The sequence below is a fragment of the Arachnia propionica genome, assembly GCF_900637725.1.
Lineage (GTDB): Bacteria > Actinomycetota > Actinomycetes > Propionibacteriales > Propionibacteriaceae > Arachnia > Arachnia propionica.
On sequence record NZ_LR134406.1, the window covers coordinates 324944 to 345059 of the forward strand.

General features: G+C 67.3%; 16 protein-coding genes. 9 read left to right on the forward strand and 7 right to left on the reverse strand.

Translation table 11 applies throughout. From position 1 onward, the window contains the following. Window positions 1–20: 20 nt before the first annotated feature. Window positions 21–803, reverse strand: coding sequence for a deoxyribonuclease IV (locus EL272_RS01470; protein WP_061787292.1), 783 nt, complete (start codon window positions 801–803; stop codon window positions 21–23). Window positions 804–812: 9 nt separating this feature from the next. After that, window positions 813–1928, reverse strand: coding sequence for an ROK family transcriptional regulator (locus EL272_RS01475; protein ID WP_061787291.1), 1116 nt, complete (start codon window positions 1926–1928; stop codon window positions 813–815). A 493-nt stretch (window positions 1929–2421) separates the two neighbouring features. Here EL272_RS01475 and EL272_RS01480 point away from each other — a divergent pair, with 493 nt between their 5' ends. From EL272_RS01480 to EL272_RS01505, 6 genes are read left to right on the forward strand one after another with little or no spacing between them, the layout of a single operon-like run. Then, window positions 2422–3693 (forward strand): ABC transporter substrate-binding protein, encoded by a 1272-nt coding sequence (locus EL272_RS01480; protein ID WP_061787290.1) that lies wholly within the window; start codon window positions 2422–2424, stop codon window positions 3691–3693. 17 nt (window positions 3694–3710) lie between these two features. Next, the gene (locus EL272_RS01485; RefSeq protein WP_061787289.1) at window positions 3711–4610 is read left to right on the forward strand and encodes a carbohydrate ABC transporter permease; all 900 of its coding nucleotides are present in this window, start codon (window positions 3711–3713) and stop codon (window positions 4608–4610) included. Further along, on the forward strand, window positions 4600–5448 hold the full coding sequence (locus EL272_RS01490; RefSeq protein ID WP_061787288.1) for a carbohydrate ABC transporter permease: 849 nt from the start codon (window positions 4600–4602) through the stop codon (window positions 5446–5448). Before EL272_RS01485 ends, EL272_RS01490 begins: the two co-directional genes overlap by 11 nt. After that, window positions 5448–6389: an ROK family protein gene (locus tag EL272_RS01495; protein WP_014845439.1), complete on the forward strand. Its 942-nt coding sequence runs from the start codon at window positions 5448–5450 to the stop codon at window positions 6387–6389. Before EL272_RS01490 ends, EL272_RS01495 begins: the two co-directional genes overlap by 1 nt. Then, complete coding sequence (locus tag EL272_RS01500; RefSeq protein WP_061787287.1) at window positions 6386–7942, forward strand: M81 family metallopeptidase; 1557 nt, start codon at window positions 6386–6388, stop codon at window positions 7940–7942. The genes EL272_RS01495 and EL272_RS01500 overlap by 4 nt, the downstream gene beginning before the upstream one ends. Next, a complete protein-coding gene (locus EL272_RS01505) occupies window positions 7936–9252 on the forward strand; it encodes an alpha-L-fucosidase (protein WP_061787286.1) in 1317 nt (438 codons plus the stop codon). Before EL272_RS01500 ends, EL272_RS01505 begins: the two co-directional genes overlap by 7 nt. 332 nt (window positions 9253–9584) lie before the next feature. Here EL272_RS01505 and EL272_RS01510 read toward each other — a convergent pair whose 3' ends face one another. The 4 genes from EL272_RS01510 to EL272_RS01525 form a co-directional block, all read right to left on the reverse strand. Then, window positions 9585–10694 carry a thioester domain-containing protein gene (locus EL272_RS01510; protein WP_061787285.1) on the reverse strand — a complete coding sequence of 370 codons (1110 nt, stop codon included), beginning with the start codon at window positions 10692–10694 and terminating at the stop codon, window positions 9585–9587. Window positions 10695–10898: 204 nt separating this feature from the next. Beyond that, window positions 10899–12020: a thioester domain-containing protein gene (locus EL272_RS15870; protein WP_061787284.1), complete on the reverse strand. Its 1122-nt coding sequence runs from the start codon at window positions 12018–12020 to the stop codon at window positions 10899–10901. 373 nt (window positions 12021–12393) lie between these two features. Further along, window positions 12394–13686, reverse strand: a complete 1293-nt coding sequence (locus EL272_RS01520; protein WP_244926101.1) for a thioester domain-containing protein — start codon at window positions 13684–13686, stop codon at window positions 12394–12396. Between the two features lie 407 nt (window positions 13687–14093). Next, window positions 14094–16016 (reverse strand): alpha-glucosidase, encoded by a 1923-nt coding sequence (locus EL272_RS01525; protein WP_061787282.1) that lies wholly within the window; start codon window positions 16014–16016, stop codon window positions 14094–14096. A 118-nt stretch (window positions 16017–16134) separates the two neighbouring features. Here EL272_RS01525 and EL272_RS01530 point away from each other — a divergent pair, with 118 nt between their 5' ends. Together EL272_RS01530 and EL272_RS01535 are read left to right on the forward strand one after the other, a co-directional pair. Continuing rightward, entirely contained in the window at window positions 16135–16896 is a 762-nt protein-coding gene (locus tag EL272_RS01530; protein WP_061787281.1) for an LppM family (lipo)protein, read from the forward strand. Between the two features lie 62 nt (window positions 16897–16958). Continuing rightward, entirely contained in the window at window positions 16959–17663 is a 705-nt protein-coding gene (locus EL272_RS01535; RefSeq protein WP_041696099.1) for a DUF6891 domain-containing protein, read from the forward strand. A 12-nt stretch (window positions 17664–17675) separates the two neighbouring features. Here EL272_RS01535 and EL272_RS01540 read toward each other — a convergent pair whose 3' ends face one another. Then, on the reverse strand, window positions 17676–18269 hold the full coding sequence (locus tag EL272_RS01540) for a hypothetical protein (protein ID WP_061787280.1): 594 nt from the start codon (window positions 18267–18269) through the stop codon (window positions 17676–17678). Between the two features lie 127 nt (window positions 18270–18396). Between EL272_RS01540 and EL272_RS01545 the strand changes: the two genes are divergently transcribed. After that, entirely contained in the window at window positions 18397–20103 is a 1707-nt protein-coding gene (locus EL272_RS01545) for a hypothetical protein (protein ID WP_126409304.1), read from the forward strand. The last annotated feature ends 13 nt before the right edge of the window (window positions 20104–20116 follow it).

Consider the following 20116-nt stretch of genomic DNA (forward strand, 5'->3'; position numbering starts at 1 on the left):
GAAATCCGTCGGTGCCGCTCTCAGCCCAGCTGCTCCCGCAGCCAGGCGATCTCCTCCGCGTGGTTCTCCGGCGGGGTTTCCAGCATGACCGGGGCGTCGGCGTCGCGCAGCAGGGCGACGAGGACCTCCGGGTCGAGCTGGCCGCGTCCCAGCGGGGCGTGGCGGTCGCGCCCGGAACCGGCCGCGTCGCGGGAATCGTTGCAGTGGACCAGGTCGATGCGGCCGGTGACGGCCAGCACGTCCTCCACCACGGTGGTCAGGTCCAGGCCGGCGGCGTGCGCGTGGCAGGTGTCCAGGCAGAGACCGACGCCGCCCAGGTTGTCGGAGCCGTCGAAGGCGGCCCACAGGTCACGGATGGATTCGAGGTATCGCATCATCGCCTTCTTGCCGCCCGCGGTGTTCTCGATCAGGATCGGCACCTTCAAATCGAGGCCGTCGACGCACTTGCGCCAGTTTTCGTAGCCCCGCCGCTGATCCTCGTCGGCGGTGACATGCCCGCCATGGACGATCACCCCGCTCGCCCCGATCCCAGCGGCCGCGTCGATGGTCTGCTGCAACAGTTTCCGCGACGGGATGCGGATGCGATTGTTGGTGGAGGCGACGTTTATGACGTACGCGGCGTGCACGTAGAGCCCGATCCCGGCATCCTCGGCCTGCGACCTCAGGGCGGCGGCCCCGTCGCCGGGGACGGTGGGTTTCCTCCACGACTGCGGGTCGCCGAGGGTCACCTGGGCGATGTCCGCCCCCAGGGCGACGGCCTGCGCAATCGCGGCGTCCGCGTCAACATGAGCACCGATCAGCATGGCCCCAGCCTAGGGGGTGGCATCGCGGATGGCTGCCGCGGTCAGCAGGGCCGTGCCGGCCAGGGCCGCGTCGGCTCCCAGCGACGCCGCCTCGATCCGCAGCGACTCCGTCATCAAGGGATGGCATCCGTCGTAGATGCGGGCCCGGACCGCCGTCACGAAGTGCTGCGACGAGGCCAACCCGCCGGTCAGGAACAGTGCCTGCGGATTGAAGAAACTCACCACCGAGCTGAGGACCTCGCCGAGCAGGGACCCGGCGGTGCGGATCATGGTCGTGGCCTCGGGGTCGCCGTCGCGGGCCAGGGCCAGGGCATCCGCGGTATTGGTGACCTTGATCCCCTGCTCGACGAGCCGCGCGACGATACCCGCCCCCGAGGCCACCGTCTCCAGGCAGCCGGTCTTCCCGCAGGTGCAGGGCCTGTTCCCGGCCGCGTGGACCACGGTGTGGGTGACGTCCCCGGCGGCGAAGGTCGCCCCCCGGTAGAGCTGTCCCGCGATCACGATGCCCGAACCGATCGCCGTGCCCGCCTTCACCGTGATGGAGTCTCCCTCGGAGCCGAACTGGGTGCGGTGCTCCCCGAGCGCCATCGCGTTCGCGTCGTTCTCCACCACGGCAGGCACCCCGAAGCTTTCCGTAAGGGCCTCCTGCACGGGAAATCCCGCCCATCCCGGCATCCGCGACGGCAGCCGCACCGTGCCTCCGGGCTGCACCGGGCCGGGCAGCGCCAGCCCCACCCCCGCCAGTTCCCCCTCGGCCGGTTGGTCGCGCAGGAGCGTGGCGAGGGAACCGAGCACCTGCTCCGGGCCATCGGCCACCGTCAGGGGCGAGGTCGTGGAGTGCAGCAGCCGTCCCGTCCGGTCGGTCACCCCGAGCCGCGCGTGGTTGCCGCCCAGTTCCGCCACCAGCAGGTGTCCGGGGGGACGGTTGAGGCGGAGCCTGCGGCGGGGGCGTCCGCCTCCGGATGCGACCAGTCCGTCCTCAACCACGACCCCCGCGTCGATGAGCTGCCCGACCCAGGCCGAGGCGGTCGACGGGGCGACCCGCAGCAGACGCGCGATGTCCGAACGCGACGAGGCCGACCCGTCGGCCAGCAGCTCCGTGATGCGCGGATGTGGACGTGCCATGGACTAACTTTAGCCAACGCCGAACTAAAAAGTTTTGCTCACGGAAATTTTTTAGGACGGCCGAGTCGCGGGAACCATCCTCCCGAAGGTGGCCGAGCCGGCCTGCTCGCTTGGTGAGCTGGTCGTGTCGAAACCAGGGGGAGGGTGGTTGGGTCTGGCTGCCGGGTGTGGGGTGGTTTCGACTCGGGTCGCTCGTTCCTCGCGCCCCGGCTCAACCGGCTTTGGGAGGGGTGTTTGGCCCGGCTCAGGCGGCTTGGGGGCGGAAGTTGGCCGAGCCGGCCTGCGAGCGTCAGCGAGTGGGTCGTGTCGAAACCATTTCGTGGGTGTCCGGGGACTTGTGGTTCTGCCCGTACGCCCGTCAGGTCACGGTTTTGCAACGGTGTGCCCTTCCCGTCTTGCGTCTGTCAATCTGCCTGCCCTAAGCTCACTTCCGCCAGAAAGGCACTCAACTTATTTCGAAGGAGAATTAAGTGTGCGGGATCGAGGAGAAGAGATGAAGATCAATTTCCGCAGGGCCGTCGCGTTGGCGGCAGTCACCGCGCTGGCGTTCACCGGATGCTCAAGCAAGGGAGGTGGCAGCGACACCACCGGCTCGGATGGCAGGACGAGGATCGTCGTCGACATGTGGGCCGGCGGTGAGAAGGACACCGAGGCCATCAAGAAGCAGGTGGAGATCGCCCAGAAGGCCCTCCCCGACATCCAGATCGAGCTGCGCACCGCCCCCTGGGGCGACTTCTTCACCAAGCTCACCACCAACATGGGCACCGACAACATGGCCTGCGTGACGGGTATGAACTCCGGGAAGCTGTCCGACTACAAGGCCGGTTTCGCGGAGCTCACCGAGGCCGATCTCGCCACTGCGGGGCTCAAGTCCTCCGACTTCGCCCCACGCGCCACGGACATCCTCAGCAACGGTGGCACCATGTACGGCCTGCCCTTCGACATGGCAACCATGCTCACCTACTACAACGCCGACATGATCAACGCCACGGGCGCGCCCCAGCCGAAGAACGGCTGGACCTTCGACGACTTCGAGGCCACCGCCACTGCGGCCACCAAGGACGGCAAGCAGGGCTTCGGTATCGGCATGGGTGACTTCCAGTGGCAGGCCCTGCCGATCGCCAAGTCCGGCACCCAGCCGGTGACCGCCGACGGCAAGCTGGACATTGCCAATCCGGCCTTCGTCGAGGCCTCCACCTGGTACGCGGGTCTGGTCACCGAGAAGAAGGTTGCGCTGCCCGTCGGATCGGCCTCCGACGCAGGCTGGGGCGAGGACCAGTTCTCCAACGGCAACGCCGCGATGGCCGTCGACGGAACCTGGAACGCCAGCAGCTACCTCAAGAACGATGCAGGCTTCAAGGTCGGCATGACGAACCTGCCCGCACCCGCTGGCGGCAAGGCGACCGGACTGATTCTCGGATCGGGCTACGGCATCGCCAAGAGCTGCAAGGACAAGAACGCGGCCCTGAAAGTGCTGGGAGCCCTGCTCAGCAAGGAGGCCCAGGACCACATCGCCAGCTCCGGCCGGTCCTACCCGGCCCGCGTCGAGTCGCAGCCGCTGTACTTCAACTCCATCGACGAGCAGTACCGCGACGCGGTCAAGCAGGCCTTCGAAGCCGCCTTCGCCAACGTCGAGGCGCAGCACGTCTCCCCGAACTGGTCCAAGGTCAACTCCTACATCCAGCCCGAACTGGTGAGCGTCTACAACGGCTCCAAGCCGATGTCCGATGTGCTGAACTCCGCCCAGAAGCAGTTCCAGCAGTGACGGGGAAAGGGTCCTGAATGTCCTCCCCCAGAAAAGGGGCCCTTCGCAGGGCCGAGGCCCGCCAGGCGTTGGGTTTCGTCAGCCCGGCCCTGCTGGGCCTCGGCCTGTTCACGCTCTTCCCGGTGGGCCTGTCCATCGTCATGAGCCTGTTCAACTGGCCCACCTTCGGTGCGCGCACCTTCAACGGGCTCGGCAACTACATCAAGCTGTTCACCGTCAGCCCGGACTTCTGGCCGGCGATGCGCAACACCTTCGTGTTCGCCATCACCTACGTCCCCATCAACATCGCCCTGTCGCTCGGGCTGGCGGTGGCGCTCAACTCCCGTATCCGTGGGCGTGGGGTGCTGCGGGTGTTGTTCTTCATCCCCGTGGTCACCCCGATGGTCGCGAACATCCTGGTGTGGAAGATGCTGCTGCAACCCAAGGGTGCGCTGAACGGCATCAGTGAGGGACTGTTCAACCACACCCTGCCCAGTTTCCTGGCCGATCCGTTCTGGGCGATGGTCATGGTGGTGACCATGTCGGTGTGGCAGGGCCTCGGCTACAACATGCTGATCTTCTCGGCGGTGCTGGAACAGCTTCCCGACAGCGTCATCGAGGCGGCCCGCATCGACGGCGCGACGGGGGCCCGCCTGTTCTTCCGCGTGACGCTGCCCATGATCTCCCCGGCCGTGTTCTTCGCCACCGTGATGACGATGATCGGTTCGCTGCAGGTCTTCGCCCAGCCCCAGCTGCTGACCGGCGGTGGCCCCGGCAACTCGACCCAGCCGATCGTCCAGTTCATCTACAACAACGGCTTCCGGTTCCAGGACCTCGGTCTGGCCGCCGCGGCCGCCTGGATCCTGTTCGCCGTCATCATCGTCCTGACGGCCCTGCAGTTCCAGGCGCAGAAGAAATGGGTGCACTATGAGTACTGAGACCAGGAAGAAGGGCGGGGGTGCCCGCTCGGTGCTCGCCCACGTCAGCATCTACATCGCCGCCCTGGTCTTCGCGTCGCCGCTGATCTATGCCCTGTTCTCCGCGATGAAACCGAACAACGAGATGTTCACATCCCCGCCGAGGCTGATCGGGTCTCAGATCAAGTGGACGAACTTCATCGAGGTGTTCACCTACGGCCCGTTCGTCACCTACATGCTGAACTCGCTGTTCGTGTCGGTGGCCGGGACGATCCTGGTGCTGATCGTCTCCTCCGCGTCGGCGTTCGCCTTCGCCCGGCTCCGCTGGAAGGGACGCGACGCCGTGTTCCTGCTGTTCCTGGTCACCCTCATGGTGCCAGCGGAGGTCGTGATGATCCCGATGTACACCCTGATGGACTGGTTCGGGTGGATCAACAGCTATCAGGCCCTGATCATCCCGTTTGCGTTCAGCGCCTTCGGCACCTTCCTGCTGCGCCAGTTCTACCGGGGCATTCCCTTCGAGCTGGACGAAGCCGCCCGGGTTGACGGTGCGGGGGCGGTGCGCATCTACCTCAACATCATCCTGCCCCTGTCGCGTTCCGCGATCGCGGTGCTGGCCGTGTTCACCTTCCTGGGCTTCTGGAACTCCTACCTGTGGCCGCTGATCGTCACCGTCGACTACTCCACCCTCGGCACCCTGCCGGTGGGCCTGGCGACGTTCTCCACGCAGCAGGGCACCCGGTGGGACCTGCAGATGGCCGCCGCCGTGATCTCGATGGTGCCCACCACCGCGCTCGTGATAGCGCTGCAGAAACACCTCGTGAAGGGCATCGCCCTGGCCGGGCTGGGTGGTCGCTGATGCTCAGGATCCCGTCGCCGGATGATGTGCTGCACGGCCCCGTGGTGGCCGGTGTCGACATCGGAGGCACCAAGATCACCGCGGTGCTGGCGGACGTGGACGGCAACGTCCTGGCCTCCGACACCACCGCCTCGGGGTGCGGTGGTCAGGCGCTGATCGATGCCGCCGCAGGCCTGGTGACCCGCATCGAGACCTGCTCCGGGCTGCGGGCCGCAGCCGTCGGCGCCGGTGCCGCGGGGGTGATCGATCCCGACTCGGGCGAGGTGCTGGCTGCCTCCGGGACCTTCCCCGACTGGCGGGGCCGCCGCCCCGCTGAGGCCATCGCCGACCTCACCGGACGCCCCGTGAAACTGGTCAACGACGTCAACGCGTTCTTGTGCGGGGAAGCCCGCTGGGGTGCGCTGCGCGGCGTCAGCGACGGCCTGGCCATCATGCTCGGCACCGGGGTCGGGGGTGCCCTGCTGATCGGAGGACGCCCCCACCACGGGCCGCGCGGCGGCGCGGGGGAGATCGGGCACACCCCCGGTTATCCCGGACACCGCTGCACCTGCGGTGGAGTGGGGCATCTCGAAACCCTCGCCTCGGGGCGTTCCCTCGCTCTGCGCTACGCCGACCTGACGGGCCGGACCGGACTAACCGGATCCGACATCGCGACCGCAGCCAGAAGAGGTGACAGCGCCGCCGTCGAGGTGTTCACCCGCGCCGCGCAGGCCCTGGCGCAGGGCATCGTCGTGGCCACCACCCTGCTCGATCTGACCGACGTCGTGGTCGGGGGAGGGGTGACGGCGGCCTGGGACCTGCTCGGACCGCTGCTCACCGAGGCCCTGGCCACCGACCCGCCCATCACCGTGCCGATCCCCGGTGTGCACCGCGCCACCCTCGTCAACCCCGCCCTCGGGGCCGCCGCCCTCGCCCTCGACCTGAAGGAAACCGTCCCATGACCACAGCCGCCGACATCTGGTGCCCGCCCCTGCCACCCGCCGCCGACGGGGGAATCGCACGGCCTAGGATCGCCATCGCAGGCATGTCCATCGAGTCCAGCACCTTCTCCCCGCACCTGAGCGGCGACGAGGCGTTCACCCGCCGCGAGGGCGACGAGCTGCTGTCCTACTACCCGTTCCTCGACGCGGGCAGGGAACTCCGGGAGGCCGTCGACTGGGTGCCGCTGCACCACGGCCGTTCCCTGCCGGGAGGTGCGGTCCGCCCGGAGACCTACCAGGACATCAAGGCCCGCATCCTGGAGCTGGCCGCCTCCAAGGGGCCGTTCGACGGGCTGCTGCTCGACATCCACGGCGCGATGAGCGTCGTCGGGATGCGTGACGCGGAGGGCGACCTGGCCGCTGCGCTGCGGGAGGTGATCGGCCCCGACTGCCTGGTTTCGGCCACCCTCGACCTGCACGGCAACGTCTCCGCGACCCTCGTCGACCAGGTGGACCTGATCACCTGCTACCGCATGGCCCCGCACGAGGACGTGATGAACACCAAGGAACGTGCGGCCTGGAACCTGATCGCCCGGCTGCGTTCCGGGGTCGGTGCGGACGTCGCCGCCAGGCGGCCGTGGAAGGCATTCGTGCCCGTTCCGCTGCTGCTGCCCGGCGAGAAGACCTCCACCCGCGTGGAACCCGCGGCCTCGATCTACGCCCGGGTGCCGGAGATCGAGGCCCGCAACGGGGTGATCGACGCGGCCCTGTGGGTCGGCTACGCATGGGCCGACGAACCCCGCTGCCAGGCCGCCGTCGTCGTCACCGGCGATGACCGGGAGGCCGTCGCCGCCGGGGCCTCGGAGCTGGCCGAGGCATGGTGGGCGGCCCGCGACGATTTCTGTTTCGTCGGCCCCACCGACACCCTCGACGGTGCCCTGGCTACGGCGCTCGCCAAGGACGCGCCCAGACCCTTCGTGATCTCCGACTCCGGCGACAACCCCACCGCGGGCGGCGCCGGGGACGTGTCGTGGACGGTGCGTGAACTGCTGGCCCACCCCGGCCTGACCGACGGGGGCCGCGTCGTGATCCACGCCTCCACCTTCGATCCCGGGGCCGTCGCGGCCTGCTTCGATGCCGGGGTCGGCGGGGCGGTGGATGTGCGGGTCGGCGGGAACGTCGATGCGGTCGCACCACCCGCCGAGGTGCGCGGGGAGGTGTTCTCCCTGGCCGAGGGCGATCCCGTCGCAGGCCGCCAGGCGGTGGTCAGATGCGGGTCGGTGCACGTGATCATCACGGAACGCCGCAAACCCTTCCACCTGCTCGACGACTTCCGTCAGCTCGGTCTGGAACCCGAGGACGCCGATGTCGTGCTGGTCAAGATCGGCTACCTGGAACCGGAGCTGTTCACCCTGGCGAAGGCGTGGGTCATGGCCCTCACCCCCGGTGGTGTCGACCAGGACCTGCTGCGGCTCGGGCACCGCAATCTCAAACCCGGGACCTGGCCCTTCGACCGCTCCAATCCCGACCCGGACCTGACCCCGTCGATCACCCGGCGAGGTGCCGGATGCTGAACTTCGACGAACGCACCGGCCCGGCCCTCGGCGTCGACTACCCGGACGTCACCGTCCCCGACTGGTACCGCGACGCCAAGCTGGGTGTCTTCATTCACTGGGGCATCTTCTCCCTGCCGGCCTGGGCCGAACCCCACGACGGGCGGGTGCCGGTCGAGGACGCCTACGCGCGGCACCGCTACGCCGAGTGGTACGGCAACACCGTGCGCATCCCCGGGTCGCCCTGCCGTGCCCAGCACGTCGCGCGGTTCGGGGAAGGCACCAGCTACGAGGACCTCGCCGACCGCTGGCGTCCCGGTGACCTCGACGCCGATGCCATGATCCGGGCCGTGCTGCGTTCCGGGGCGCGCTACGTGGTTCCCGTGACGAAACACCACGACGGTTTCTGCCTGTGGGACACCGCCACCACCGGTTTCAACGCGGCCCGGCGGGGGCCGGGTCGCGACCTGATCCGGCAGCTCGCCGATGCGACCCGGGCCGCCGGGGCGCGGTTCGGGGTGTACTTCTCCGGGGCCCTCGACTGGCACGTCTCGGACCTGCCGCCCATCCAGTCCGACCGCGATCTGTTCCTGCTGCGCCGCAACGACGAGGGGTTCGCGCGCTACGCGGCCGAGCAGCTGACCGAGCTGATCGACCGTTTCCGGCCGTCGGTGCTGTGGAACGACATCGAATGGCCCGACGGCGGCAAGGGAGACGACGGATTCGGGGTCGCGGCGCTGTGGCGGCACTACCTGGAGACGGTGCCCGACGGTGTGGTCAATGACCGCTGGGGGGTGCCCGCGCACGGGTTCCTGACCCGCGAGTACAGCGACGTCGACGGGGTTCAGGAGCAGGTCTGGGAGGCCACCCGCGGACTCGGCCTGTCCTTCGGCTACAACGCCGAGGAGGACGAGGCCCACAGCCTGGATGCCGTCGGGCTGATCCGCTACTTCGTCGACGTCGTCGCGAAGAACGGCAACCTCCTGATCAACGTCGGTCCGCGTGCCGACGGGTCGATTCCGCAGCTCCAACAGCGGGCCCTCGACGGATTGGGGGCCTGGCTCGAAGTCAATGGGACGGCGATCTTCGGATCGCGGCCGTGGAGACGCGCCGCCGATGGGGAAGTCCGCTACACCGTCGTCGACGGGGTGGTCCATGCATTTCTGCTGTCCCCCGCCTCCGGGGAACTGCGACTGCCCGCTGAACTGGCGCAGGCGGAGTCGGTGGCCTGGTTGGGGGTGGGTGCGGCGCCGGTTGCAGGTGGCATCGTACCCGTCCCGGAATCGCTTCGTGCGCAACCGGTCGCGGTGGCTGCGATTCCGGTTCAATGAAGTTCACTGAACAATGCAGAGGGGCCCGGTTTGACCGGGCCCCTCTGGACGCATTGTTGATCTGCGCGGAAACGCCTGCTTCGTGACCGCCAGGGACTCGCAGGGTTTCCCTGCCGGGCTGTCGGTGCACGTGTTTGGTCTGTTGGCCGGATGCGCTGTGCCAGCAGCGCTTGGGGTCCGGAACGCATGGGCATCCTTGATCTCCGGGACGACCACTATGCCAATCGATGAGGCCCTGGAAAGCCTCCTGCGCGGGTCATGAAAAACCTTCTGCCTCCCACCCCGTGGGGGGTGGGAGGCAGAAGCAGCTCAGGGCCGGACCGTGGATCTTCTCAGCTGCCGGTCCTCGGCAGGCCCGGTTTTTTGGCCGGGATGCCCGGCCCGGGCGTCGGGGTGCTCGCTGACGGCGTCGGTGAGGGCGACGGGCTCGGTGAGGGCGACGGGCTGGGAGAAGGACTCGGAGCCTTCGCAGGGGCCCAGCTGACCTCGCCCCGGGCGGTTACGGTGACCTGCTTGGTCTTGGCGATGATCAGGGTCTGCCAGCGTCCGCTCCGGGCGACCAGGAGGTGGCTCGTGTGGGTGTCCCCGGTGAGGCTGGCGGTGATGTCGGCCTTCCCGGCGGGCGCGTCGGCGGGAACCTTCAGGAACAGGTCCGTCCCGGTGGGAACCGCGGAGAGATCCACCTCGTTGCCCTGGGCATCCACCAACGGGTAGGGGAGCGTGGCCAAGGCGACGGTCTGCTGGGTGGCGGTCAGACGAATCGGACCGACCAGTTCACCACTGGTTCCGGGAGCCTTGGGAGCGGTGACCTCCACGCTCGGGCCGGAACTCTCCGGAAGACCGGCGTTGGCCGGGCCCAGCAGGTAGTCGTACAGCTTCTTGACGCGCTGTGCCCGCTCGGATGCGGTGTCGTGCCGGGGCTCCTCCCAGCTGTGCAGACCGTTGAAGGCGAAGTTGTCGGTCAGATGCCAGATGGCGGCCTGAGTGGCGGTGATGGCCTCCCGCTCGGTCAACCCGGGCACGCCCGCAGCTGCCGCCACCTGGGCGACGCCGGTCTGCGGGTAGCTGCGGTGAATGATCCAGGAAACCTTTGAACGCACCTGCGGGTTCTTCGCGAATTCGTTGCTACCGGGGAAGGCCGAGAAATCAGTCTGCTGCAGTTCGCCGCCCCAATTGGAATGGACGTCGAGTTCAATGCAGTAGGCCAGGATCCTGCCGCCCCTGTCGTCGGTGTGAACGGTCAGCAGCTGGGTTCCCAGCGCCCCATCACGGTACAGGTCGTGGCCATAGACGAGTTCGGAGTCCTGTCCGAGTTTCGGATACCCCGGCTGGTACTCGTCGGCTCGGGCGTTCGGCGCCCCGACCGCCAGGACGGCGGCCACGAACGTGGCGACGAAGGCCAGGAGTCCTTTGGCGAACCTGCCTGTGGAGAATGCTCCCATGCTTTGATCCCCCCTTCTTCTCATCCCAGCACCCAAGGTGATTTAAGGCGCAAGGAGTTTTGGTTTCTGGAAAGTTAGCGCAAGGCTGTGGGATTGTCACATCGGGGTCATTTCGGTCGGTCCGTTGGAACGTCCGGGCACACCGGGGTGTGAAAAGGGGCCGGGCATCGGCCCGGCCCCTTTTCTCAGGGGGTGATCAGGTGATCAGATGGTGCCGGTCCTCGGCAGGCCCGGCTTCTTGGGGGTGCCGGGTTTGGGAGTCGACGGCTCGGACTTGGACGGCTTGGGGGCCGGCGTGGAGTTGGACGGCGTGGGGGTCGGGGTCGGGGCCGGGGTCGTCGCCTTGGGGACGGCATTCCACTTGAGCACGGCGGAGGCCTCGACGGTGACTTCCTTGTTGGAGCCGATGATGATGGTCTGGCTGCGGTTGCCCTTCGAGATCAGCAGCTTGCCGGCGTAGACGCTACCGGTGGCGGAGACCTTGAACTCCTGCTCGCCCGCCGGGGCGTCGGCCGGAACCTTGAGGAACAGATCGGTGCCGGTGGGAACAGCGTTCTTGTCCACCGCCTTGCCGTCCTTGTCGACCAGGTCGTACTTGAGTTCGTTGGTCAGCTTGACGGTGGCCTGGTTGGACTCGAAGCGGATCGGGCCGACCGGGTCGCCCGCCTTGAAGGTGCCGTTTTCGCCCTTGATTTCGACGGTGGGCTTGGCGGTTTCCTTCAGACCGACGTTCTTCTCGCCGGTCAGGTACTTGTACAGCGCCCCGACACGGTCGGCCGTCGCCTGGTCGGTGCCGTCCAGGCCCTGGTACTCGAAGTCATTGGTGAAGTGCCAGATGGCTGCCTGGGTGGCGGTGATGGCGTCCTTCTCGGTCAGGCCCTGGACGCCGGAGGCCTTGGTGACCTCGGCCAGGTTGGTCTGGGGGTAGCTGCGCTGGGCGATCCAGGCGACCTTGGCCTGGACATCCGGGTTGTCCTTGAACTTGTTCGTGCCCGGGAACTCCTTCCAGCCGCCGACCTTCAGGTCGGATTCGAACTGGATGTTGACCTCGAGTTCGATGCAGTAGGCCTTGATGTTGCCTTCTTTGCTCGAGCTGGTGTGCACCGAGAACAGCATGGTGGGGACGTTACGGTAGCCGGCGCCAGAATACTTCAGGTTGTAGCCGGGCACGGATTCGGTTCTCGCGCCGAGTTTCGGGTAGCCCTGGGGGTAGGCGGAGTCGTCCGCGTGCGCGGTCGGGGTGCCGAAGGCAAGGACGGCCGCCAGCGAGGTGGCGGCGAATGCCAGGAACTTGCGCGTCCTGGTCCGCGATGAAGCAGCCTTCATAGGTTTCCTCAATTCTTTAGGGGTTCACGGCCTGCGAACAGGCCGCTCACGGCCTCCCCACAGGGTCGCTTCGCGAACTATAACCCATGTGGCTGCACTTTAGGGAGGGAGGGTGAACATTGTACTTCCCGATCGGCATCATGCCTAGTCGGAGCGCCTTTGCTTTAGTTAATTGAATCATTCACTGTTTACGTCCGGGCGTGTCGCGATCGGGGTCGCGGGCTTCTGACTAGCAGCTTCGGCCGAAAGTACTACAGAAAATTTTCAACTATCGATCCCTCGGTTCTGGGTCGGCGGGTGACGGAGGGTCGGGTGGACGTGAGAAGGGGCCGGGCGATGCCCGGCCCCTTCTCCGTATCTGGGGGTTTGCTGATCAGTCGCCGGTCCTCGGCAGGCCCGGCTTGCGAACGACCGGGGGATCAGCCGACTTGGTGACGGTCACGGTGCTCGTGGCGGTCGTCGATGGCTGAGTCGGGGTGATCGGTTGACTCGTCGGGGGTGCCGAAGTCGGCGGGGGTGCCGAGGTCGGCGGCTGACTCGTCGGGGGTGCCGAGGTCGTCGGAGGTGCCGAGGTCGTCGGAGGTGCCGAGGTCGTCGGAGGTGCCGAGGTCGTCGGAGGTGCCGAGGTCGGCGGCTGACTCGTCGGGGGTGCCGAGGTCGTCGGAGGTGCCGAGGTCGGCGGCTGACTCGTCGGAGGTGCCGAGGTCGGCGGCTGACTCGTCGGAGGTGCCGGAGGGGTCTGCTGGGGGGCGGACCACGTGACCTTGCCCTGGCTGTCGGCCGGGATCTCATCGGTGGAGACGGTGATGATGGTCTGGCCGTGCTTGCCGCTCTTGGTGATGAACAGCTTGCCCGCCTGGACGGTGCTGGTGACGGAGGCCGTGAACTCCTGCTCGCCCGAGGTCTTGTCGGCCGGCACCTTGAGGTACAGGTCGGTGCCGGTGGGAATGGCATTCCTGTCGACCGCCTTGCCGTCCTTGTCGACCAGCTCGTACTTGAGTTCACTGGTCAGCTTGGCGGTGGGCTGGTTGGACTCGAAGCGGATCGGCCCGACCTTGCCCTCGGTCTTGGCGTCGTTGAGGGCGAAGGGAAGGTCGCCACCCTTGATTCCGATGGTGGGGTGGGCGGGCTCCTTCAGTCCACCGTTCTTCTCGCCGAGCAGGTAGTCGTACAGCTTCCCGGTGCGGTCCTTCGTCGCCTGGTCGCCTTCCGCCAGGTCCAGCGACGGGGTTTCGTCGGGGTTGGTGAGGTGCCAGATGGCCGCCTGGGTGGCGGTGATGGCTTCCCTCTCGGTCAGGCCGGCGATGCCAGTGGTCTGGGTGACCTTGGCCAGGTCGGTCTGGGGGTAGCTGTTCTGGGCGATCCAGGCGACCTTGGCTTGGACATCCGGGTTGTCCTTGAACTTGTTCGTGCCCGGGAAGTCCTTCCAGCCGCCGATGCGCAGGCTGGAGCCGTAGATGACGTCGATCTCGATCTCGATGCAGTAGGCCTTGATGACCCCCTTCTCGGTGTGCACGGTGAACAGGTGAGGCGTGACATGGTTGGGCTGTGGTTTGCCGTCCTCAATCTTCTTGACGTTCAGACGGTAGCCGGGCACGCTCTCGCTGCTCGTCCCGATCTTCGGGTAGCCGCTGTCTGGGGGGTCGTCGGCGTGTGCCGGCGACATACTGAAGGTCAGGGTTGCCGCGAGGGCCGCGGCGACTGATGCCAGGAGCTTCCGCGCCCTGGCGCATGATGAAGCAGCTTTCATAAACTTCCTCAATTCTTTAGGATTTTACAACCCGCGGTTGGGGTTAGCTGCCCGCCCAAGGGGGTGCTCTGTGAAGCATAACCCACGAGGATGAACTTTTGGGAGGGGAAACGCATGGATCTGGACTTTCTGGCGTCGCCCCTAGTGAGGCTGCACTCGCCTTGGTTAAATAAAACCCCTACTCTTTGTCAGCCATAAATCCAGAAGGGCCCCGGGAGGCGACGGCGGGACGGGTCGGAGACGTGACGACAAAGGGGTCGCGGTCCCCACTGGAAATGGAATATTCAACTTCCAAGTGGAATCGCGACCCTTGCAATTCTGGGTCATTCGCCCCCGTCACGAGGGACCTGGCAGACGAGGGCCTCGTAGGGTTCCATGGGGCCCGAGCGGTCCTTGGCGGTGCCCGCGACGATCTCGAGGTTCCGTTCGCGGTGGCGCCGCCGCAGGGGGTGGCCCGACAGGTTCACCTCGATGAACCAACGCTCGCCGTTGTGTTCCCGGAACCAGGCGAAGTAGTCCTTGACGTCGGCGTCGATGAAACGGATCGAACCCAGGCTCAGCGTCGGGTTGGAGCGGCGCAGCCAGATCAGGCGGCGGTAGTAGCGCAGCACCGAATCGGGGTTGTGCTCCTGGGCGGCGACGGAGTAGCCCACCGAGTCGTCGAAGGCTTTGATCCAAGGGGTTGCGCGCGTGAACCCCCAGTGCTCGTCGCGATCCCAGCGCATCGGGACGCGGGCGTGGTCGCGGGAACCGGCCATGATCTTCCCCCAGGCCCCGGGGCCATCGGCGGCCAGGAGGTTCAGGGATTCCACGTCGCGCAGCGCCGACTCGTCGGGGAAGTCCTGGTTGACGGCCCCGATCTCCTGTCCCTGGAAGATGAACGGGGTGCCGCGCATGGTCAGCAGGATCGTCGCGAGGGCCTTGCCCAGCTGGTCTCGGAACCGGGGGTCGGGGTTGACCTTGGAGATCATGCGCGGGTTGTCGTGGTTCTCGAAGAACAGACTCATCCAGTCGTCGGAGCCCAGCCGGGACTGGTAGTCGATGTAGTAGTGCTTCAGGAAGTTCAGATCGTAGGCGTACTCGTCCCAGCGCACGTGCCCCGGGGTCTCCAGGTGGTCGAAACTGAAGATCAGGTCCAGTTCGTCCCGCTGGGAGCTGGTCAGCAGCCGGGCCACCTCGACGCCGGCCCCCGGGGTCTCTCCGATCATGATGGGCCGGGCATCGGCACCCGGCGCCTCGTGGCCCGGTTCCACGTCCGTCCGGGTGAAGGCCTCGCGGCGCAGCTCGGCCAGGTGGTCGTGCAGGTGCGGGCCGTGGAAGTAGTGCTCCACACCCGTGAAACCCATCACCTGTCCGACTGTGGCGTTGCCGTCGGGCAGGCCGTCGCGTTTGGAGATGTAGTTGATCACGTCCAGGCGGAACCCGTCGACGCCCTCAGCCAGCCAGAACCGCACGATGTCGGCCACCTCGCGGCGCACCGCGGGGTTGTCCCAGTTGAGGTCCGGCTGTTCGGGGGCGAACAGGTGCAGCGCCCACTTCTCGCCGATGCGGCGCCAGGCGGGGCCGGAGAAGAACGACGTCCAGTTGTTGGGTGGGGTCTCGGGGTCGCCGTCGCGCAGGAAGTAGTAGTCGCCGTGCGCGCCCTCCGGGTCGGCCAAGGCGTCCTTGAACCACGGGTGCTCGTCGGAGGTGTGGTTGGCCACCAGGTCGAGGATGATGCGCATTCCGCGTTCGTGACAGGCGGCGATCAGGCGTCGCAGGTCGTCGATGGTGCCCATCTCGGCCATGACGGAACGGTAGTCGGCGATGTCGTAGCCCATGTCCTTGTTTGGCGAGGTGAAGATGGGCGAGAGCCACAGGCAGTCGATGCCCAGGTCGTCCAGGTAGGGAAGTTTCGCCAGGATGCCGGGCAGGTCGCCGATGCCGTCTCCGTTGCTGTCCGCGAAGGAACGCGGGTAGATCTGGTAGAATACCGCCCGCTTCCACCACGTCGCGGCGATGGGTCCGTCGAGGCGGGGAGGCGACTCGGGGCAGTCGGCCAGCAGATCGACGAGGGTGTCGACGAAACCGGGGCCGAACATGCGCCCCAGGAACTTGTCGAGCTGTCGCAGCCGCAACCGCGATACCAGGGGATTGCGCACCCAGGTGGCGCTGCGCCCGGTCTGCAGCAGTATCTTGTCGATGATGTCGCGTCCGAGCGGATGGGCGTAGACCTCGGCGACGGTGGCGTTGCGATCTGGTTTCACGGGTCAATGGTGCCGTGTTCCGCTGCGGGCGGGAAGGGTTTTCACGGGAAACCCGCCCGGGCGCCGCAAATTTGGGGGATCCCGCATTCCGGGAAAGGCCGGAGGGTAGGTTTCAGCCATGATGAAACTACGCAGAATCGGCATCGTCGCCTTGATCCTGCCTCTTGTCCTGGCGCTCAGTTCCTGTGTCCGGATGCGTCAGGAGATCAACGTGAGCAGCCGAGACAGGATCGAGGTCAAGGTTGACTTCGGGGTGCTGAAGGAACGGGCGGAATCGGGTGGCATCAAGGATCCCAGCGAGGTTTGCCAGCGCGGAAAGAGCTCGTCGAAACTCCCCGGCGACCTCAAACAGGAGGGCTACCAGGACGACAGGTACGTCGGCTGCCGGCTCTCCGGCACCACCGAGCTCACCGAGAACGGCTACCTCGGCTTCGACGAGTCCAGCAAGCAGTGGACCTTTCACATGCCGGGCGGCAATTTGCAGGGGATCAGCGCGACCATGATCACCGACTTCGAGGTCAAGGTGACCTTCCCGGGCAAGGTCCTCACCGCCAGCGGCAAGGGGGAGATCTCCGGCAACACCGTCACGTGGAAGGACCCCTCCGACCTGGCCGACTCCGAGGGCCTGAAGGCGACCGCCAGCAACGATCCCGATCTGACATGGCTGTGGATCGTGCTCGGGGTCGTCGTGGTTGGCGGCGGCGCGGTCGCAGTCATCCTGGTGCAGCGCGGCAAGGCGAAGGCCGCTCGTCCCGGTCCCGGGCAGCCCGGCCCGCAGGGCGGATTCCAGGGCCCGGTCAATTTCCAGCAGCCCGGTCAACAGGGCCGTCCTGGTTACCCGGGTCAGCCCGGTCAACCGGGCCAGAACCCCTGGCGGTGAGAGGCCGTGGTGAGGGGCCGTCCGGCCCCTTTCCGTCGGTGGCGGTTGTTAGGGTCTCGGCCATGACTGAACTGAACGCCCAGCCCGATGGGCTGAGAATCCCCGAAGAACTGCTCGGGGGCGTGGTTGATCCCGAACTCGAGGAGTACATCCGCGACATGATCTGGACGCAACTCGTGAGGGGGAATGACAGCGTCAACGACCATGCCTACGAGATCGCCTGCGCCGTGGAGGACGAGAAGGACGAGGAGAGCGACGGCGGCACGCTGTCCGAGGCGCAGTGCCGCGCCATCGCCCAGTACCTGATCGATGCGCGCCGCACCCAGCAGGCGGGATTCGGGGAGGTGCCCGCCAGCAAGCTGGACCGCGCCTTCGAGGCGCTGCGGAGGGCCCATGTCGTCGCGGAGCAGGACTTCTCCTGTTGCAACACCTGCGGGCATGCGGAGATCGAGGGCGATCAGGACGACCTGGGGTACGTGTTCTTCCACCAGCAGGACACCGAGAGTCTCGCGGAGAGCGGCAGCACCTACCTCAGCTACGGCATCTTCTGGCCCGCCCACATCAGCGAGGAGGAATACAAGGCTTTGAGCAGCTCCCAGCGCGAGGAACTCTACGACGCCACGACCATCAAACTGATGAAGACCGTGGTCATCCCGATCCTCCAGGAACACGGGATAGGCGTCAGCTGGGAAGGAAACGTGGACACCCGCATCCTTCTCACAGACGTCGAGTGGTACGCCCCGCTGCCTCCGGTGGAGGAGGGCTGAGGACGGGACCGCTCAGCCGGGGAAGGGCCCCACGGGTTCAGGGCGAAGCTTCTCCGCCAGGGCAGGTGGCAGGGCCAGCAGCTCCGGCTGGTTGAGCTCCCCGGGCATGATCCACGGGGTCCTGCCGGTGCGTGGCTGGGTGGTGCGGCGGAGCCTCTCGCCGTCGCTGACCAGCCAGTTCGTCCAGGCCCGCCCCACCAGGCCGGCCAGCTCCAGGGCGCGGTCCTGGCAGGTTTCTGGCCAGTTCTCCGGGAGCTGCGGTTCCGCGGGGAAGGTGGGTTCCACCAGCTTCTGGCCCTTGCGGGAGGCCGCGTAGGAACGCACGGCCTCGACGATGGCGCGCTGGTGGGTGCGGGTGGCGTCGATGAACTCCCCGAGCAGCGCCGTCGGATGCCCGTCGCTGATCGGCAGGCCGGTCAGGTCGCTGCCGGGGGTGGCGATGACGACGCGCTCGCGGGTCAGCGAGTGCACCTTCTTCAGGGCGTGTTCGTCGGCCAGATCCACCACGACGGCGTTCGTGCTGGACGCCTCGGTGGGGTCCGTGCGGCTGACCAGCCAGATCGCCACCGTCTCCGAGCGTCGATCAACCGCGGCGAAACCGAGCATGTTGCCTCCTGGGGTTTGTGCGCCAACCCTAGTCCGCAGGGGTGCGCGGTCGCGAAATCGGGACGGTTCAAGCCAATCGTTGGACACGGCCATGGTTCTTGGCGACGGTCTCTGACAAACTGGCACCGTGAGCTCAAACCCCTTGACCTCGGAGGACCTGCTCCGGTGCCGTCGCGTCCTGGACGAGGCACTGGCCGCTGACAAGCTGGATTCCGCGCAGTACCGGACGCGTATCCGAGCGATGGTGGTTGCGGTGGACAAGGGGGATCTGTACGCCCTGATCCGGGATCTGGTTCCAGCGGCCGGGGAACCGGGTTTCACCGACGAGGGCCACGAGGTTCCAACGGTTTTCTCCTCGGTACCGGCCAGCCCTGTCCCTCGGCCGGAGGAGGAAACCACCCGGGCGGTCCGGGCAACCGGGGCCGATGCGTACGCCGGACCGGCCCCGATCGACTCGTTTCCCTCGTTCCCGGACGACGACCCCTACACCGACGAGGACGATCCGTTTCCGGACGAGAACTATTTCCACCTGGGCGACGAGGACTCACTTCCGGGAGAGGAAGACCCCTACCCCGACGAGGAGGACTCGTTTCCGGGCGTGGAGGCTCACCATCTGGACCAGGACGTGCCGGCCCCGGTGACGCAGAACTCCCCGGAGTCCTTGGAAGTGGACGACCCGGTGACCCGCGTGGTCCCGGTCATACAGCCCGGGACGCCCGCCGGGCCCGTCCCCGGGGAACTGGTTCCGGTCAGGCAGTGGTCGGCCGAGGTGTCTCCCCGGGAGCAGGCCCCGGCATCGTCGGAACTGTCTCCCCGGGAGCAGGCCCCGACCTCGACGGAGTTGTCCCCGGTCGGGCAGCGGTCGGCCGAGATGGCCCCGCTCGAACCGCCGCCGGGCACGGCACTCTCCCCGGCGGAGCAGGACGACGACGATTCGGTGAACCGGGTGGTCGTGGTCATGGTGCCCTCCGCGCCCTCCCCGGACGAACCCGGCGTGATCAGATCCGTCTGGGACGAACTACCCTCACCTGAATCGCCCTTGCCCGAACCGGAACCGGTTGAACCGGAACCGGCCGCACCGTCCCCGGCGGACCGGGCCCCGGTCGAACCGGAAACGGAGGACGACGAGCCGGTGACCCGTATCTCCGCCCCAGTGGGGTTCGACGACTCCGAGGCCCCCACCCAGGTGCTGGACGCCGTCAAGGACCTGTCCATCTTCAGGGATGAGGCGACCGAGAAAATCTCCGAACCACCGCAACCGGTGCTTCCGTATTCCATGAACCAGGGTTTCTCCAGCACCCCGGCCGATCCCATGGCGCAGGCGACCACCGCCCCCTCCACGGAATACGCGGTCCCTCCGATGCCGCCCCCGGTTCCCGAGCCTTCCGCCGAGGCCTTGGCGTCCATGCCCCCGCCGGTCCCTCCGTCGGCGAACCCGCCGCAGGATCCCTGGGCGCCCTACGGGCAGATGCCCCCGCCGGATCCGGCCGCGATGGCGCCCCCGCCAATGAGTGATTCCGGCTATGGCGCCGTTCCCTCAGCCCCGTACTACGGATCCCCGCAGCCCTACGGCCAGTACATGCCCCCGCCGAGCGCTCCCTACCAGCCCCCGGCCCCGGTCTACAGCATGGAACCCGCCCAGGACCAGGCCCCGAAGCGTCGCAGCACCTGGGCGTGGGTGGTGGTGACGATGATGGTGCTGGCCCTTCTGGTGTGGGTTGCCTACCTGGTGATCTTCCGGCAGGGCAGGCATGCCGCCCCCGAGATCTCCTCGCAGATCCAGGTCTCGGCCGCCGTCGCCACCAGCGCGTCTCCCGTGACCGGTGGCCAGTAGGCCCAGGGCCAGC

Coding starts and splice junctions, on each gene's coding strand:
- EL272_RS01520 (WP_244926101.1), bottom strand. CDS start 13,686: ATGTCGCCGGCACACGCCGACGACCCCCCAGACAGCGGCTACCCGAAG.
- EL272_RS01475 (WP_061787291.1), bottom strand. CDS start 1,928: ATGGCACGTCCACATCCGCGCATCACGGAGCTGCTGGCCGACGGGTCG.
- EL272_RS01470 (WP_061787292.1), bottom strand. CDS start 803: ATGCTGATCGGTGCTCATGTTGACGCGGACGCCGCGATTGCGCAGGCC.
- EL272_RS01505 (WP_061787286.1), top strand. CDS start 7,936: ATGCTGAACTTCGACGAACGCACCGGCCCGGCCCTCGGCGTCGACTAC.
- EL272_RS01490 (WP_061787288.1), top strand. CDS start 4,600: ATGAGTACTGAGACCAGGAAGAAGGGCGGGGGTGCCCGCTCGGTGCTC.
- EL272_RS15870 (WP_061787284.1), bottom strand. CDS start 12,020: ATGAAGGCTGCTTCATCGCGGACCAGGACGCGCAAGTTCCTGGCATTC.
- EL272_RS01500 (WP_061787287.1), top strand. CDS start 6,386: ATGACCACAGCCGCCGACATCTGGTGCCCGCCCCTGCCACCCGCCGCC.
- EL272_RS01535 (WP_041696099.1), top strand. CDS start 16,959: ATGACTGAACTGAACGCCCAGCCCGATGGGCTGAGAATCCCCGAAGAA.
- EL272_RS01485 (WP_061787289.1), top strand. CDS start 3,711: ATGTCCTCCCCCAGAAAAGGGGCCCTTCGCAGGGCCGAGGCCCGCCAG.
- EL272_RS01510 (WP_061787285.1), bottom strand. CDS start 10,694: ATGGGAGCATTCTCCACAGGCAGGTTCGCCAAAGGACTCCTGGCCTTC.
- EL272_RS01495 (WP_014845439.1), top strand. CDS start 5,448: ATGCTCAGGATCCCGTCGCCGGATGATGTGCTGCACGGCCCCGTGGTG.
- EL272_RS01540 (WP_061787280.1), bottom strand. CDS start 18,269: ATGCTCGGTTTCGCCGCGGTTGATCGACGCTCGGAGACGGTGGCGATC.
- EL272_RS01530 (WP_061787281.1), top strand. CDS start 16,135: ATGATGAAACTACGCAGAATCGGCATCGTCGCCTTGATCCTGCCTCTT.
- EL272_RS01480 (WP_061787290.1), top strand. CDS start 2,422: ATGAAGATCAATTTCCGCAGGGCCGTCGCGTTGGCGGCAGTCACCGCG.